Annotated in this window: 10 protein-coding genes; 6 read left to right on the top strand and 4 right to left on the bottom strand. The window is 72.5% G+C overall.

Annotated features, from left to right (window positions below):
* Positions 1–265: 265 nt before the first annotated feature.
* Positions 266–727 (top strand): hypothetical protein, encoded by a 462-nt coding sequence (locus tag ACWD11_RS27860; RefSeq protein ID WP_451286257.1) that lies wholly within the window; start codon positions 266–268, stop codon positions 725–727.
* 70 nt (positions 728–797) lie between these two features.
* On the opposite strand, the gene ACWD11_RS27865 is transcribed toward ACWD11_RS27860, so the two are convergent.
* Positions 798–1,925 carry a magnesium and cobalt transport protein CorA gene (locus ACWD11_RS27865; RefSeq protein ID WP_389420514.1) on the bottom strand — a complete coding sequence of 376 codons (1,128 nt, stop codon included), beginning with the start codon at positions 1,923–1,925 and terminating at the stop codon, positions 798–800.
* A 115-nt stretch (positions 1,926–2,040) separates the two neighbouring features.
* Between ACWD11_RS27865 and ACWD11_RS27870 the strand changes: the two genes are divergently transcribed.
* Positions 2,041–3,147, top strand: coding sequence for a winged helix DNA-binding domain-containing protein (locus ACWD11_RS27870; protein WP_451286260.1), 1,107 nt, complete (start codon positions 2,041–2,043; stop codon positions 3,145–3,147).
* 93 nt (positions 3,148–3,240) lie between these two features.
* Here the strand turns inward: ACWD11_RS27870 and ACWD11_RS27875 are convergent, their stop codons facing one another.
* The 3 genes from ACWD11_RS27875 to ACWD11_RS27885 all read right to left on the bottom strand — a co-directional run bounded on the left by ACWD11_RS27875 (position 3,241) and on the right by ACWD11_RS27885 (position 8,484).
* The gene (locus ACWD11_RS27875; protein ID WP_389420516.1) at positions 3,241–4,035 is read right to left on the bottom strand and encodes a S1 family peptidase; all 795 of its coding nucleotides are present in this window, start codon (positions 4,033–4,035) and stop codon (positions 3,241–3,243) included.
* Positions 4,036–4,252: 217 nt separating this feature from the next.
* Complete coding sequence (locus ACWD11_RS27880) at positions 4,253–7,483, bottom strand: helix-turn-helix transcriptional regulator (RefSeq protein ID WP_451286262.1); 3,231 nt, start codon at positions 7,481–7,483, stop codon at positions 4,253–4,255.
* 170 nt (positions 7,484–7,653) lie between these two features.
* Positions 7,654–8,484 carry a response regulator transcription factor gene (locus tag ACWD11_RS27885; RefSeq protein WP_451286264.1) on the bottom strand — a complete coding sequence of 277 codons (831 nt, stop codon included), beginning with the start codon at positions 8,482–8,484 and terminating at the stop codon, positions 7,654–7,656.
* Between the two features lie 114 nt (positions 8,485–8,598).
* On the opposite strand from ACWD11_RS27885, the gene ACWD11_RS27890 reads away from it, so the two are divergent.
* From ACWD11_RS27890 to ACWD11_RS27905, 4 genes are all read left to right on the top strand, one after another.
* On the top strand, positions 8,599–10,266 hold the full coding sequence (locus ACWD11_RS27890) for an AMP-binding protein (RefSeq protein ID WP_451286266.1): 1,668 nt from the start codon (positions 8,599–8,601) through the stop codon (positions 10,264–10,266).
* Positions 10,263–11,852: an AMP-binding protein gene (locus tag ACWD11_RS27895; RefSeq protein ID WP_451286268.1), complete on the top strand. Its 1,590-nt coding sequence runs from the start codon at positions 10,263–10,265 to the stop codon at positions 11,850–11,852. The genes ACWD11_RS27890 and ACWD11_RS27895 overlap by 4 nt, the downstream gene beginning before the upstream one ends.
* A gap of 63 nt (positions 11,853–11,915) precedes the next feature.
* Positions 11,916–12,947: a LacI family DNA-binding transcriptional regulator gene (locus ACWD11_RS27900; RefSeq protein WP_451286270.1), complete on the top strand. Its 1,032-nt coding sequence runs from the start codon at positions 11,916–11,918 to the stop codon at positions 12,945–12,947.
* 263 nt (positions 12,948–13,210) lie between these two features.
* Positions 13,211–14,344, top strand: a complete 1,134-nt coding sequence (locus ACWD11_RS27905; RefSeq protein WP_389420522.1) for a GH12 family glycosyl hydrolase domain-containing protein — start codon at positions 13,211–13,213, stop codon at positions 14,342–14,344.
* Positions 14,345–14,349: the final 5 nt, after the last annotated feature.

The raw sequence follows: 14,349 nt of genomic DNA on the forward strand, positions 1-14,349 counted from the left end.
ACGATCCCCCGAATGCCGCAATCAGTAGGGCTGTGGGAGCAGAGGGGCGCGCGGCTGCATATATCTGCCCTCGGGGCGCTCCGGCGCTCGCCCCATACGGCGAATTGAGCCGCTTCCTCCTGGCCACAGGTCGCCGATCCGGCTGCACTGGGTCCTCCACCGATCACGCTGACCGGAATGGCCGCGAGCCGTTCGACGCTCCGGACTTCGCCGCCCGCATTCCCTGCGCGTCGTCCCGGACATCGGCACCCCCAAGGAGGCTGTGATGGCACTCGCACACTGGACGAGGTCGATGGAGTGGCTGGCTGCGGCGGCGGAGGACCCCCGCGCCTGCAAGGAGGAGTGGCAGAACGGCCCCTCCGGGATCGCGCTGCTGGCCGCCGGCCGGTTCTGGGACGTCCTGGTCGTCCCCGAGGAGTTGGGTCTGCGCGTCGCCGGAATCCTCGACGAACTGCCGCTGATCCAGCCCGGACCGTGCCTGCTGGACGCCCGTACCCATCACGTGGGATTCCTCCTGCCCCCGGACCCCCAGGCGGTGTGGGTCGGCACCGGTCTGCGCTACCTGGGCAGAGGCGCGTGGATCGCCGCTCCCGCACCCCACTGCCGCTGGGGCGCCGTGCGCTGGCTGTGCCCGCCCGACGGCACCGGCACGCTGATCATGCCCGACGTCCTGGAGGTGGTCCTGCAGCGCTCCGCGAGCGAGATCTCCCTCCTCCAGGGCCGGTGAACACGGGCCTGGCCAGGGGCAGCGAGAAGCGGATCGACAGCCGAGGACCTCCTTGCCGGCAGTCAGGTTCCTAGAGCCAGTCGCGCCGCTTGAAAATCACGTACAGACTGACGCAGACCACCCCCATCAAGCCGATGGCGAAGGGATACCCGAACAGCCAGTGCAGCTCCGGCATGTGGTCGAAGTTCATGCCGTAGATCGTCCCGACCAGCGTCGGCGCGAACAGGATCGCCGCCCAGGACGAGATCTTCTTGATCTCCTCGTTCTGTTCGAAACCGGCCTCCGCCAACGCCCGCATCTCCGCGTTCTGTTGCTGGGTGACCAGAGTCGCGTTCACCGTGAGGATGTCGGTCAGGGCCTGGCGGAAGCCGTCCACGCGCTCGCTGGTGTGCGTGACGTGGTCGGCGACGTCCCGCAGATACGTCTGCAGGTCCTCGTCCGTGCCGTACTTCGCGAAGCCCGCCATCAGACCGTGCAGCATGCCGACCAGGGGGCGGGTGGCGCGCTGGAACTCCACCATCTCGCGGGAGAGTTCATAGATGCGGCGGGAGACCTCCGGGTCGCCGCGGAAGACCTCCGTCTCGATCTCGTCGATGTCGTTCTGCACGCCCGCGACGACCGGTGCGTACCCGTCGACCACGGCGTCGAGGATCGCGTACAGCACCGCCTCCGGGCCCCGCTTCAGCAGCTCCGGGGTCTCCTCCATCCGGCGCCTGACCGCCGACAGATCGGGCGCCGCGCCATGGCGGACCGTGATCACGAAGTCGGGGCCGACGAACACGTGCAGCTCACCGAAGTCGACCTCCTCCACCGCGTCGAGATAGCGGGCCGCGCGCAGGACGACGAAGAGCGTCTCGCCGTAGCGCTCCAGCTTCGGCCGCTGATGGGCCTCCATCGCGTCCTCGACGGACAGCGGGTGCAGATCGAACTCGGCGGCCAGGGACAGCAGTTCGGACTCGGTTGGGCGGGCCAGGCCGATCCAGGCCATGCCGCCGGACTGTTCGTGCAGCTCGCGGTAGGTGTCGGCGAGCGTGGCGGGAGAGGCCACGCGCACGCCGTCCCGGTACAGGACCGCCTGGACGATGCTCGCCGGTTCCGGTTCGGGGGCGGGCCCGGTTCGTTGCCGCGGGGGCCCCGGCGGGCCGGACTGCGGTGTCAGGGCGCGGCGCCAGACGGACTTCCGGTTGCGCTTCGACATCGTGGCTGCCCCTCGGCCGACGCCAGTGATCTCCGAGCAGGTTATACGCGGCACTTCGCAGGAGATCCACAGTTGCGGACCCGGGCTGTCCGCAAGTCCTACTAGCGTGCGGGTCATGACGAAGACGACGACCGCCCCGGGCCCCGTTCTCGGCACCCGCGCCCTCAACCGCGCGACCCTGGAACGGCAGTTGCTGCTGCGCCGCGCCCCGATGTCGGCGAAGGCGGCGGTGGAGCATCTGGTCGGCCTCCAGGCCCAGGAGGTCAAGCCGCCGTACTACGCGCTCGCCGCCCGCCTCGACGGCTTCCGGACCGAGGAGCCGGCCGGGCTGCTGGAGCGGCGGGAGGCGGTACGGATCGTCAGCATGCGCTCGACCATCCACCTGCACACCGCCGACGACAGCCTCGCGCTGCGCCCGCTGGTGCAGCCCGCCCGGGACCGGGAGATCAACATTTTCCGCAAGGGCCTTGTCGGCGTCGACCTGGACCGGCTCGCCGCCCTCGCCCGCGACCTCGTCGAAGAGACACCGCGCACCATGAAGCAGCTGCGCGAGGCGCTGGGTGCCGAATGGCCGGACGCCGATCCGGCGGCCCTCGCCATCGCCGCCCGCTGCAAACTGCCGCTGGTCCAGATCACCCCGCGCGGTGTGTGGGGAAAGAGCGCCCAGGTCTGCCTGACCACCGTCGAGCACTGGCTGGGCCGCCCCGTCGAGCCGCCCGCCTCCCCGGACGCCACCGTCCTGCGCTATCTGGCCGCCTTCGGGCCCGCCTCCGTGAAGGACCTGCAGACCTGGTGCGGTCTGACCCGGATGCGCCCCGTCTTCGAGCGGCTCCGCCCGGAACTGGTCACCTTCCGCGACGACAACGGCGTCGAGCTCTTCGACCTCCCCGACGCCCCGCGCCCCGACCCCGACACCCCGGCCCCGCCCCGCTTCCTGCCCGAGTTCGACAACCTCCTGCTCTCCCACGCCGACCGCACCCGGGTGATCCCGCCCGCGAACCGGGGCCGCACCTGGCAGGTGAACACCGTCTACTGCCCGTTCCTCGTCGACGGCTTCCTCGCGGGCGTCTGGCGGATCATCGACGACGCCCTCGTCATCGAGCCCTTCGACGACCTCACCAAAGCCCAGCGCGCCGAGGTCCTGGCGGAGGGCGCGTACCTGCTGGACGTCATGCACCCGCAGTCGTCGTACGACATCCGCTTCGGGACCGTGCTGCCGTAGCCGGACATGGATCGGGGGCGTTGCGGGCCGCTCGTGGAGGCCCGCAACGCCCCCTGGCAGTGCACCTGAGGGGTACTCAGGAGTCGGTACGGGTCACGAGGCGACCTGCGCGGCCACCAGACCGGAGAAGGACGTCAGCCGGGTGTACACGCCCGGGTAGCCGGCCGCCGCGCAGCCCTCGCCCCAGGAGGTGATCCCCGCCAGGACGCCCCCGACCAGCAGCGGACCGCCGCTGTCGCCCTGGCAGGTGTCCACCCCGCCGGAGGTGTGACCGGCGCAGACCATGTCGGACGCGAGGTAGTCCGTGCCGTAGGAGCTCGCGCAGCCGGCGTCGGACACGATCGGCACGGTGGCCGTGCGCAGCTGGTTCGAGGAGCTGCCGCTCGCGGAAGTGGTGCCCCAGCCGAGGATGCGGGCGGTGGTGCCGGCCGCGTACACGCCCGTCTGCGCGGCGGAGACGTAGGGCGCCGGGGTGTACGGCATCGACGTCGACAGCGTCAGCACCGCCACGTCGTCGCCGTTGGTGGCGTCGGTGTAGCCCGGGTGGATCCAGATGCCGCTGACCCGGGCCACCGTGCCGTCGGTGCCGTTGCGGTAGGTGCGGCCGCCGACCACTCTGACGCTGCCGATGGACTCGCCGACCAGGCAGTGGGCCGCGGTGACGACCTTGGTGGCGGAGACGAGCGTGCCACCGCAGAACTGGTTCTGCGCGGAGTCCGTGATCTGCATCATGAACGGGTACGCGGTCGTGGTGGTCGTCGAACCGCCCACGATGGGCTGGGGAGCCGCGGCGGCGGTGGGGGCGACGCCGATCAGTGCGGTGGCCGCGGCGGCGGCGGTCGCCGCGAGCGCGGTGGCGGTCTTCTTGGCGCGGATGAGCCCGAGCATGAGTCTCCTCATTGGGTGGCCGGTGGGGGGCCTCGCGGGTGGGGGGCGCTGCACGGGGGTCTCGGGACAGGCCCCCGTGTGCCCGGCGAGCGGCACGCCCTTACGCTAGAACCCGCAGGTCACCTTCCCAATGAGGGAACCCCCTAGGGCAGTTGGGCAGGGAAAACCCTCGGTCGGCCCCGGCCGAACCCGCCGCTGCGGTGAATCGCGCGGGATCTCAGCCGCCGGGACGGCCCGCCGCCAGCCGGACGATGTCGACGCGCGACCGGATCCCGAGTTTGCGGTAGACCCGGGTCAGGGTCGCCTCGACGGTCTTGACGCTGATGAACAGCCGCGCCGCTATCTCCCGGTTGGTCGCGCCCTCCATGACCAGCGCCGCGACCTGACGCTCCATCGAGGCGAGGGAGTCCAGCGCGTCCAGGGCGGCGGCCGGCGCGGGTGCCGGTTCGGCCGCCGGCGCCGTCGCGGCCGCCTCCACCTGGCGCAGCCACGGCAGCGCGCGGCACCGCCGGAACAGCCGGGCCGCCTCGTCGTAGGAGACCGGTCCGGGCCTGCCGGTGCGCAGCGCCGCCGCCGCGAAGGCCGCCCGGGCCTCCTCCAGGCCGTAGCCGAGCTTGGCGAGCCGGTCCTGCACCGAGGTCAGCCGTTCGGCGGCGGACTCCCGTTCGCCGCGGGCGGCGCACACCAGGGCCTCCGCGCGGTCCAGCACCGCGAGCACGCTCTCCCGGCCCAGGCGCAGGGCGCGGGCCCGTGCCGTGTCGATGACGTCCTGCGCCTCCTCGGTCGCGCCGACGCGGACCAGCGCCTCGGCGAGATCGCCGTGCCAGCGCCCGCGTGCCGGGTCGGTGATGCCGAGGCCCTGCTCCAGCTCGCGCACCCGGCGCAGCGAGGCCACCGCCGCGGGGGCGTCCCCGGCCACCAGCTGGGCATGGCCGAGGGCGGCCAGGGCGCGGGAGACGTACATCTGGTCGCCGTCCTGCTCGGCGTGGTCGAGCGCCTCCCGGGCCAGCGCCAGCGCCCGGTCCACCTCGCCGCCCGCGGCCTCCGCGAGGGAGGTGAGCACGGCCGAGGCGACCTCGCCGATCCCGGTGTCCCGGGCCAGCCGCAGGCTCTCGCGGGCGAGGTCGAGGGCGCGGGCGCAGTGCCCGGTGCGCAGCTCGGTCTCGGCGAGACCGCGCAGGAAGTGCACCTCGCTCTCCACCGAGCCGCGCCGCCGCACCTCGCGCAGCAGCGCGGTGACGGTGGCGCGGGCCTCGGGCAGCTGGTCGCTCATCACCAGCCAGCGGAAGCGGGCGTACCCGGCGCCGTTGTGGTGGCAGGCCACCCGCGGGTCCTGCGGTTCCCGCAGGGCGCGCTTGATGGTCGCGGGTGCGTCCGGGTGACCCATCAGGGTCTCGATCTGCGCCTCGAAGGCGAGCGCCATCAGCTCGGTGTACCGGTCACCGCCCCGCGCGGCCAGCTCCGCGGAGTAGGCGGCCTCCTCCCGGGCCGGGTCGAAGTCGCCGTCCACCAGCAGCGCCCGCCAGGCCAGCTGATAGTGGATCAGGGCGAGCAGCCGCGGGTCGTCGCCCGCGTCGGCCAGCGCCTGCGGGAAGACGGCGTCGACCTCCGACATGGCGTGGCCCGCGGTCTCGATCACCACGATCCAGGCCCGCACCCGCTGCGCGGGCACGGTCGAGCCGGACAGCACCTCGCGCGCGATGTCCCGGGCGAGGTCCAGCTCCCCGGCGGTGATGGCGTCCTCGGCAGCCTGAAGCAGCAGATCCTGCGGACCGGGGGGTGTCCGCTCGGCGGGGGGTTCGGGGGTGGGTGCTGCGGTGGCGGGGTCGGGGTGTTGCGGTTCTGTGGGGGCCGGGGATCGCGCGTCGGTGTCGGGGTGGGCTTCGAGGGAGGCGTGGTCCGGGCGTCGCGGCTCTCCTGGGGCCGGGGCATGGGCTTCGGTGCCGTGGTCCCGGTGTCGTCGTTCTCCCGGGGTCGTGGACTCGGGGTCGTCGGCGGCCGGGCCATGGGCTTCGCCGACGGGCGCCGCGGTGTCGTGGGTCGGGCGTCGCGGCTCTCCTGGGGCCGGGGCATGGGCTTCGGCGGCGGGCGCTGCGGTGTCGTGGTCTTCCTGGACCGTGCCCCCGGTGCCCCCGGTGCCCCCGGTGCCCCCGGTGCCCCCGGCGTCGCCGGGGCGCCGTGTCCGTTTCGTCGGGCTCTCCGTGGGCGTGGGTGCGTGGCGGGCGGCCAGGCGGCCCAGGGCGGCGGCCACCGCGGGCGCTCCGCGGTCGCGGGCCAGGGCCGCCGCCTCCGCCAGTGAGGCCGCCACCTCCGGATCGGTGCCGATGGTCGCCAGCGCCAGATGCCGGGCCCGTTCGATCGGGTCCGAGGCGGCCGTGGACAGCGCGGCATGCGCGGCCCGCCGCTCCTGCGCGGGCGCCTCCGCGTACAGCGCCGCAGAGATCAGCGGATGCGCGAAGCGTACGGCCGGCCCCTCCGTCTCCGTCGCCAGCAGTCCCAGTTCGGCCGCCCGCGCGGTCTCCGCCTCGGCGTCGGCGCGCCCCGCCGCGCGCAGGGTGGCCAGGGTGGGGCGGGCGCCGGCGCTGGCCACGAGGAGGGTGTGGCGGGCGTCGGGGGAGAGCATCCCGAGCCGGTTGAGCACCAGGGCGCGCAGCGAGGTCGGCACCGGCAGCGGCTCGCCCGGCCGGGGCGGAGTGGGGTTCTCGGCGAGCGCACGGCCGAGTTCCAGGGCGAAGAGCGGGTTGCCGCCGCTGGTGCGGTGGATGTCGCGGACTGTGGAGCGGGACAGCCCGGTGTAGCCGCGGTGGTCGAGCAGGGCGGCCACCTGGGTGCGGGAGAGAGGGCCGAGCCGGAGCGCCAGGGTGTCCGGCGGGGACGCGCCCAGATGGCGGTCGTACTCCTCGTGCTCGGTCCGCGCCGCGCAGAGCATCCGCACGGGGGTGTCGCCGAGGCGGCGGGCGGCGAAGCCGAGGAGTTCGGCGCTGGCCGGATCCAGCCATTGCAGGTCGTCGGCGACGATCAGGACGGGGCCCTCGGCGGCGAGGGCGCGCAGGGCGGACAGGACGGCCAGCCGCAGGGCGAGGCCGTCGCGCTGCAGGGTGGACTCGCCGCGGCCGGTGAGCGCCGACTCCAGGGCGGTGCGCTGGGCGGCGGGCAGCCGGCCGCAGACGTCGTCCAGGACCAGGCCGAGGAGGTCGGCGAGGGCGAGGAAGGGGAGATGGGATTCGGACTCGGTCGCCGAGCAGCGCAACACCGTCCGGGCCGCCGCGCCGTATTCCGCGGCCAATGCCCGCAGGACGGTCGACTTTCCTATTCCGGCGGGCCCGTGGAGCAGGACGCTGCCGCCCCGGGCGAGCTGCCGACGCGCCGCCGTGAACGGCTCGTCCCGGCCGATGACCAGGTCGGGGCGGGATCGGGCAGGTTCCGTGAAGTCCCGTGGCACGGTCACCGCTCCCCTCCGTGTGTCGTGTCCTGGCCAATATTAGGCAACAGGTCTTTGAATTTCGGAGTGCCTGCCGGGTGAGGGAAATAACAGCCCGGGAGCATAGGTAAATTCAGGGTGCGGGTGAATGAATGGGGGAGCGCACGCCAGAGCGGCCGGGAAGCCCTGCGGAAGCCCTATGGAAGCAGCCCCGCCCGTCGCGCGGCGGCCACCGCCTCCCCCCGGGTGTGCGCCCCCAGCTTCCGCATGGCCGACCGCAGATACCCCTTCACCGTCTCGGCCCGCAGCCCCAACCGCTCGCCGGCCACGGCATTGGTCGCCCCTGCCGCCACCCAGGCCAGCACATCCACCTCCCGGGGCGCCAGCCGCACCCCCTCGGCCGGCCCCTCGGGCGTCAGCAGCCCGCACACCTCCAGCAGCTCCGCGCGCAACCCCGGATCGGAGATCCGCGGTGCCAGCGCCCGCAGGGCCGCATGAGCCTCCCGCACCTGTTCCCGCACGGCTCCCTCGCCGTCCCGCTCCGGGCGCGGCCGCGCCGCCTCCAGCAGCTCCTGCGCCGACTCCCGCACGACGAGCGCCTGTTCCACCTCGCGCGCGGCGGCCACCGCAGCGCTCAGCGTGCGGTCGCCCAGCGGCTGCGGGGTGCGCAGGGCGCCGTAGAGGACACCGCGCACCCGGCGGCGTACGACGACCGGGACCGCGAGGACCGAGCGCAGGCCCTCGGCGGCGACGGCGGTGTCGTACTCATGGCTGATCTGCCGCGAGGAGGAGTAGTCGGTCACCGCACAGGCGCGGGCCAGGGCGACCGCGCGACCGCCGAGGCCGTTGCCGGAGGCGACGGTGAGCCGGCTCAGCGCGTGCGTGGCGGTGCCGTTGAGTTCGCTGATGAGCATCCGCGGGCGGGCGGGCTCCATCAGGCCGCCGAACGCGACCGGGAGACCGGTCGAGCGCCGCAGCCGGACCAGCGCACCCCGGATCTCCGCGGCCGCGGTGACATCTGCTGCCAACTGCCCGCCCTCCCTCTGCGGCGTACACCCCCGTTCGGGGGTGGTGAGACCTGCATCACGGATTACACGATGGCAGGGAGCCGCCGGGCAATGGTCCGGGACAGAGGAGGACACATGACGGCCACCGACGACTTCCGCGGGGCACGGGACTTTCTGCTGGCGCATCGCGAGGACTGGGCCACCGCCTACGAAGGGTTCGAGTGGCCCCGGCCGGAGCGGTTCAACTGGGCGCTGGACTGGTTCGACGTCATCGCGGACGGCAATGACCGCACCGCGCTGCACCTCGTCGAGGAGGACGGCACCGAGGTGCGGCTGTCGTTCGCCGAGCTGTCCGCCCGGTCCGACCGGGTCGCCAACTGGCTGCGTGAGCGGGGCGTCGGCGCCGAGGACCGGATCCTGGTCATGCTCGGCAACCAGACCGAGCTGTGGGAGACCGCGCTGGCCGCCATGAAGCTGCGGGCCGTCGTCATCCCGGCCACCCCGCTGCTCGGCCCCGCCGACCTGCGCGACCGGGTGGAGCGCGGGCGGGTCCGGCAGGTGATCGTGCGGTCCGCGGACACCGGCAAGTTCGCCGAGGTGCCCGGCACCTGCACCCGCGTCGTCGTCGGCGGCGCCCGCGAGGGCTGGCACCGGTACGAGGACGCCTACGCGGCCCCCGCCGGCTTCGTCCCGGACGGCCCCACCCGTGCCGACGATCCGCTGCTGCTCTACTTCACCTCCGGCACCACCGCCCGCCCCAAGCTCGTCGAGCACACCCACGTCTCGTACCCGGTGGGCCACCTCACCACGATGTACTGGATCGGACTGCGCCCCGGCGACGTGCACCTCAACATCTCCTCGCCGGGCTGGGCCAAGCACGCCTGGTCCAACCTGTTCGCGCCGTGGAACGCCGAGGCGACCGTCTTCCTGCACAACTACACGCGCTTCGACGCGGCCCGCCTGATGGCGGAGATGGACCGGGCGGGCGTGACGACCTTCTGCGCCCCGCCGACGGTGTGGCGGATGCTCATCCAGGCCGACCTGACCGCCCTGCGCACCCCTCCGCGCGAGGCCGTGGCGGCGGGGGAGCCGCTGAACCCCGAGGTCATCGAGCAGGTCCGAAGGGCCTGGGGCGTCACCGTCCGGGACGGTTTCGGGCAGACCGAGACCGCCGTGCAGGTCTCCAACAGTCCGGGCCAGCCGCTGAAGACGGGCGCGATGGGCCGCCCCAGCCCCGGTTACCGGGTGGAGCTGCTGGACCCGGTGACCGGCGCGCCCGGCGCGGCCGAGGGCGAGATCGCGCTCGACCTGTCGGCCCGCCCGGTCGGCCTGATGACCGGCTACCACGGGGACGCCGACCGTACGGCGGAGGCGATGGCGGGCGGCTACTACCGCACCGGGGACATCGCGTCGAGGGACGACGACGGCTACCTGACGTATGTCGGGCGCAGTGACGACGTCTTCAAGGCGAGCGACTACAAGATCAGTCCCTTCGAGCTGGAGAGCGCCCTGCTGGAGCACGAGGCGGTCGCCGAGGCCGCCGTGGTGCCCGCCCCGGACGAGCTGCGCCTCGCCGTCCCCAAGGCCTATGTCGTCCTCGCCGACGGCTGGGAGCCGGGTGCCGGCACCGCGAAGGTCCTCTTCGAGCACTCCCGCGAGGTCCTCGCCCCCTTCAAGCGCATCCGCCGGCTGGAGTTCGCGCCCCTGCCCAAGACCGTCTCCGGCAAGATCCGCCGGATCGAACTGCGCGAGGCCACCGCGGCCGGTTCGCACGACGAGTACCGCGAGGAGGACTTCCGGTGACCGCACTGTCGTACACGCACGGAACCGGCGCGACCGCGTTGCTCGGCGAGACGATCGGGGACAACCTGGCGCGCACCGCCGCCACCTGGCCGCAGCGGGAGGCGCTGGTCGACGTCCCGTCGGGGCGACGCTGGACGTACGCCCGGCTCATGGCGGACGTCGACGAGCTGGCGTACGCGCTGCTGGCGAGCGGGGTCGGCAAGGGCGACCGGGTCGGGATCTGGGCGGTCAACTGCCCGGAGTGGGTGCTGGTGCAGTACGCCACCGCCCGCATCGGCGCGATCATGGTGAACATCAACCCGGCGTACCGGGTGCACGAGGTCGAGTACGTGCTCAAGCAGGCCGGGATCCGCCTGCTCTTCGCCTCCCTGGGCCACAAGAGCAGCGACTACCGGGCCATGGTGGACGAGGTGCGGGGCAACTGCCCCGATCTGCGCGAGGCCGTGTATTTCGGCGACCCGAGCTGGCAGGCGCTGCTCGGCCGCGCCCTCCCACGCGCCCTGCCGGACGACCTGAGCTGCGACGACGCGGTCAACATCCAGTACACCTCGGGCACCACCGGATTCCCCAAGGGAGCCACGCTCTCCCACCACAACATCCTCAACAACGGCTATTTCGTCGGGGAGTCGATCGCCTACACCGAGCAGGACCGGATCTGTCTGCCGGTGCCGTTCTACCACTGCTTCGGCATGGTCATGGGAAACCTGGCGGCCACCACGCACGGCGCCTGCATCGTCATCCCCGCCCCCTCCTTCGACCCGGCGGCCACCCTGGAGGCGGTCCGGCGGGAGCGCTGCACCTCGCTGTACGGCGTCCCGACCATGTTCATCGCGGAACTGAACCTGCCCGACTTCGCGCGGTACGACCTCTCCTCGCTGCGCACCGGCATCATGGCGGGCTCGCCCTGCCCGGTGGAGGTGATGAAACGGGTGGTCGCCGAGATGCACATGGAGCAGGTGTCGATCTGCTACGGCATGACCGAGACCTCCCCGGTCTCGCTGCAGACCCGGATGGACGACGACCTGGAACACCGCACCGGAACCGTCGGCCGCGTCCTGCCGCACGTCGAGGTGAAGATCGTCGACCCCGCCACCGGAGTCACCCGACCGCGCGGCACGGCAGGGGAGTTGTGCACCCGCGGTTACAGCGTGATGCTCGGCTACTGGAACGAACCCGACAAGACCGCGCAGTCCATCGACCCCGCCCGCTGGATGCACACCGGCGACCTGGCGGTGATGCGCGAGGACGGCTATGTCGAGATCGTCGGCCGCATCAAGGACATGATCATCCGGGGTGGCGAGAACATCTACCCGCGCGAGATCGAGGAGTTCCTGCACGGCCACCCGAAGATCGCCGACGTCCAGGTGATCGGCGTGCCGCACGAGCGGTACGGCGAACAGGTGCTGGCCTGCGTCATCCCCCGCGATCCGGCCGACCCGCCGACGCTGGAGGACGTACGGGCGTTCTGCGAAGGTCAGTTGGCCCACTACAAGATCCCGGCCGGGGTGCGGGTGCTCGACTCCTTCCCGATGACGGTGTCCGGAAAGGTGCGCAAGATCGAGCTGCGGGAGCGGTACACCGGCTGATCCTGCGGGGTCTTCGATCACAGCGGGCGCGGCCCGTAAGATCGGGTGCCCTTGGGGGTGGTTATGGGCAGGCAGCGCCCCGGTTCGCCGACGCTGGAGGAAGTCGCGGCTCTCGCCGGTGTCGGACGCGGCACCGTCTCGCGGGTCATCAACAACGCGGCGGGCGTGAAGGAGTCCACGCGCCGGGCCGTCGAGCGGGCCATCGACGAACTGGGCTACGTGCCCAATCTGGCGGCCCGTTCACTGGCCGGGCGGCGCGCCGACGCGGTGGCGCTGGCGCTGACCGAACGGGACTGGCGGCAGTTCGGGGAACCCTTCTTCTCCGAGATCATCCGCTCGGTCGGGGACGCCCTCGCGGACACCTCGATGCAACTGCTGCTCACCCTGGTCCGCACGGACGTCGAGCGGCGGCGCTTCGTGGAGTTCGCGCGCGGCGGGCGGGTGGACGGGGTCCTGCTGATGTCCGTACGGGCCGAGGACCGGCTGCCGGACATGCTCGCCGAGGCCGGACTGCCCACGGTGCTGCTCGGCCGCCGCTCGGGCGACGAGCACGTCACCTACGTGGACGCGGACAACGTCGGCGGCGCCCGGGGCGCGGTCGAGCATCTGCTGCGCGGGGGGCGCCGCAGGATCGCCGCCGTCACCGGGCCGCTCGACATGTACGTCACCCAGTGCCGGCTGCGCGGGTACCGGCAGGCGCTGGCCGCCGCCGGCCTGGAAGCCGCTGCCTCGCTGGTCGCCGAGGGTGACTTCACCGAGGACAGCGGGCGCCGGGCGACGGCCGAACTCCTCGCCCGGCACCCGGACCTGGACGCCGTCTTCGCCGCCTCGGACACCATGGCGGCCGGTGCGCTGGGCGTGCTGCGGGCGGCCGGCCGCAGGGTGCCCGAGGACGTCGCGGTGATCGGCTTCGACGACTTCCCGCTCGCCCGGCACACCGATCCGTCGCTGACGACGGTCCGGCAGCCGCTGAAGGAGATCGGCCGGACCATGGTGCGGCTGCTGAGGGAGGAACTGCAAGAGGGCGAGCAACCCGAGGTGGCCTGGCGCCACGTCATCCTGCGCACCCGGCTGGTGGTCCGCGACTCGGCCTGAGGGCCGTCGAAGGGTACGAGCGAAAGTTTCGGGAGCGCTCCCAAGTCCCGGAGCCCGTTTGGGCGTTGCGAATGCGTCCCTGTGACCTGCGACTTCGAAATCCATTCGATGCATTCGCGCGCGCAGGGTTGTCAGGAACATGGACGGACTCCTACAGTCCGGACCGAACCGGTGGGGTGGGAGCGCTCCCATCAGTGGGGAGTTGGGAGCGCTCCCGTACCGGCCCCGAATGACCGGCGCCATCTCCGAGAGAGGCCACCCGCATGCGACTGTTACCGCACCGTCCCCGCCCCGCGCGCGGCCTGTTCGCCGCGCTGCTGTCCGCTCTCGCCGCCGTCGCGGCTCTTCTCGTCGCCGCACCGCCGGCCCAGGCCGACACCACGATCTGCGAGCAGTACGGCTCGACCGTCATCCAGGGCCGCTACGTCGTCCAGAACAACCGCTGGGGCACCAGCGCCACCCAGTGCGTCACCGCCACCGACACCGGCTTCCGCCTCACCCAGGCCGACGGCTCGGTGCCCACCAACGGCGCCCCGAAGTCGTACCCGTCGGTGTTCAACGGCTGCCACTACACGAACTGTTCGCCGGGCACCAACCTTCCGGCGCAGATCAGCACCATCTCCAGCGCCCCCAGCAGCATCTCCTACGGCTATGTCTCCAATGCCGTGTACAACGCCTCGTACGACATCTGGCTGGACCCGACGCCCCGCACCGACGGCGTCAACCGGACCGAGATCATGATCTGGTTCAACCGGGTGGGCCCGATCCAGCCGATCGGCTCGCCGGTGGGCAACGCCACCGTCGGCGGCCGCACCTTCGAGGTGTGGACCGGCAGCAACGGCCACAACGACGTGATCTCCTTCGTCGCTCCCTCGGCGATCAGCAGCTGGAGCTTCGACGTCATGGACTTCGTCGACCAGACCGTCGCCCGGGGGATGGCGCAGAACAACTGGTACCTGACGAGCGTCCAGGCCGGGTTCGAGCCGTGGCAGAACGGCGCCGGACTCGCGGTGAACTCCTTCTCCTCCGCCGTCAACCTCGGGGGCGGCGGCGACCCGGGCGGCCCCGGTGGGCCGGCCACGGCCTGCCAGGTGACCTACGCGACCAGCGTCTGGCAGGGCGGCTACACCGCCAACGTCACGGTCAAGAACACCGGTAGCACTGCCCTCAACACCTGGCAGCTCGGCTTCACCCTGCCCTCCGGGCAGCGCGTCACCAACTCCTGGAACGCCACCCTGTCCGGCTCCTCCGGCGCGGTGACGGCGACTCCCGTGGCGCACAACGCGCAGATCGCCGCCGGCGGCAGCCAGACCTTCGGCTTCCAGGGCACCTACAGCGGCACCTTCGCCAAGCCCGGCGCCTTCACCCTGAACGGCACCGCCTGCACCAGCGCCTGACCCCG

This window comes from Streptomyces sp. NPDC002776, assembly GCF_053592195.1.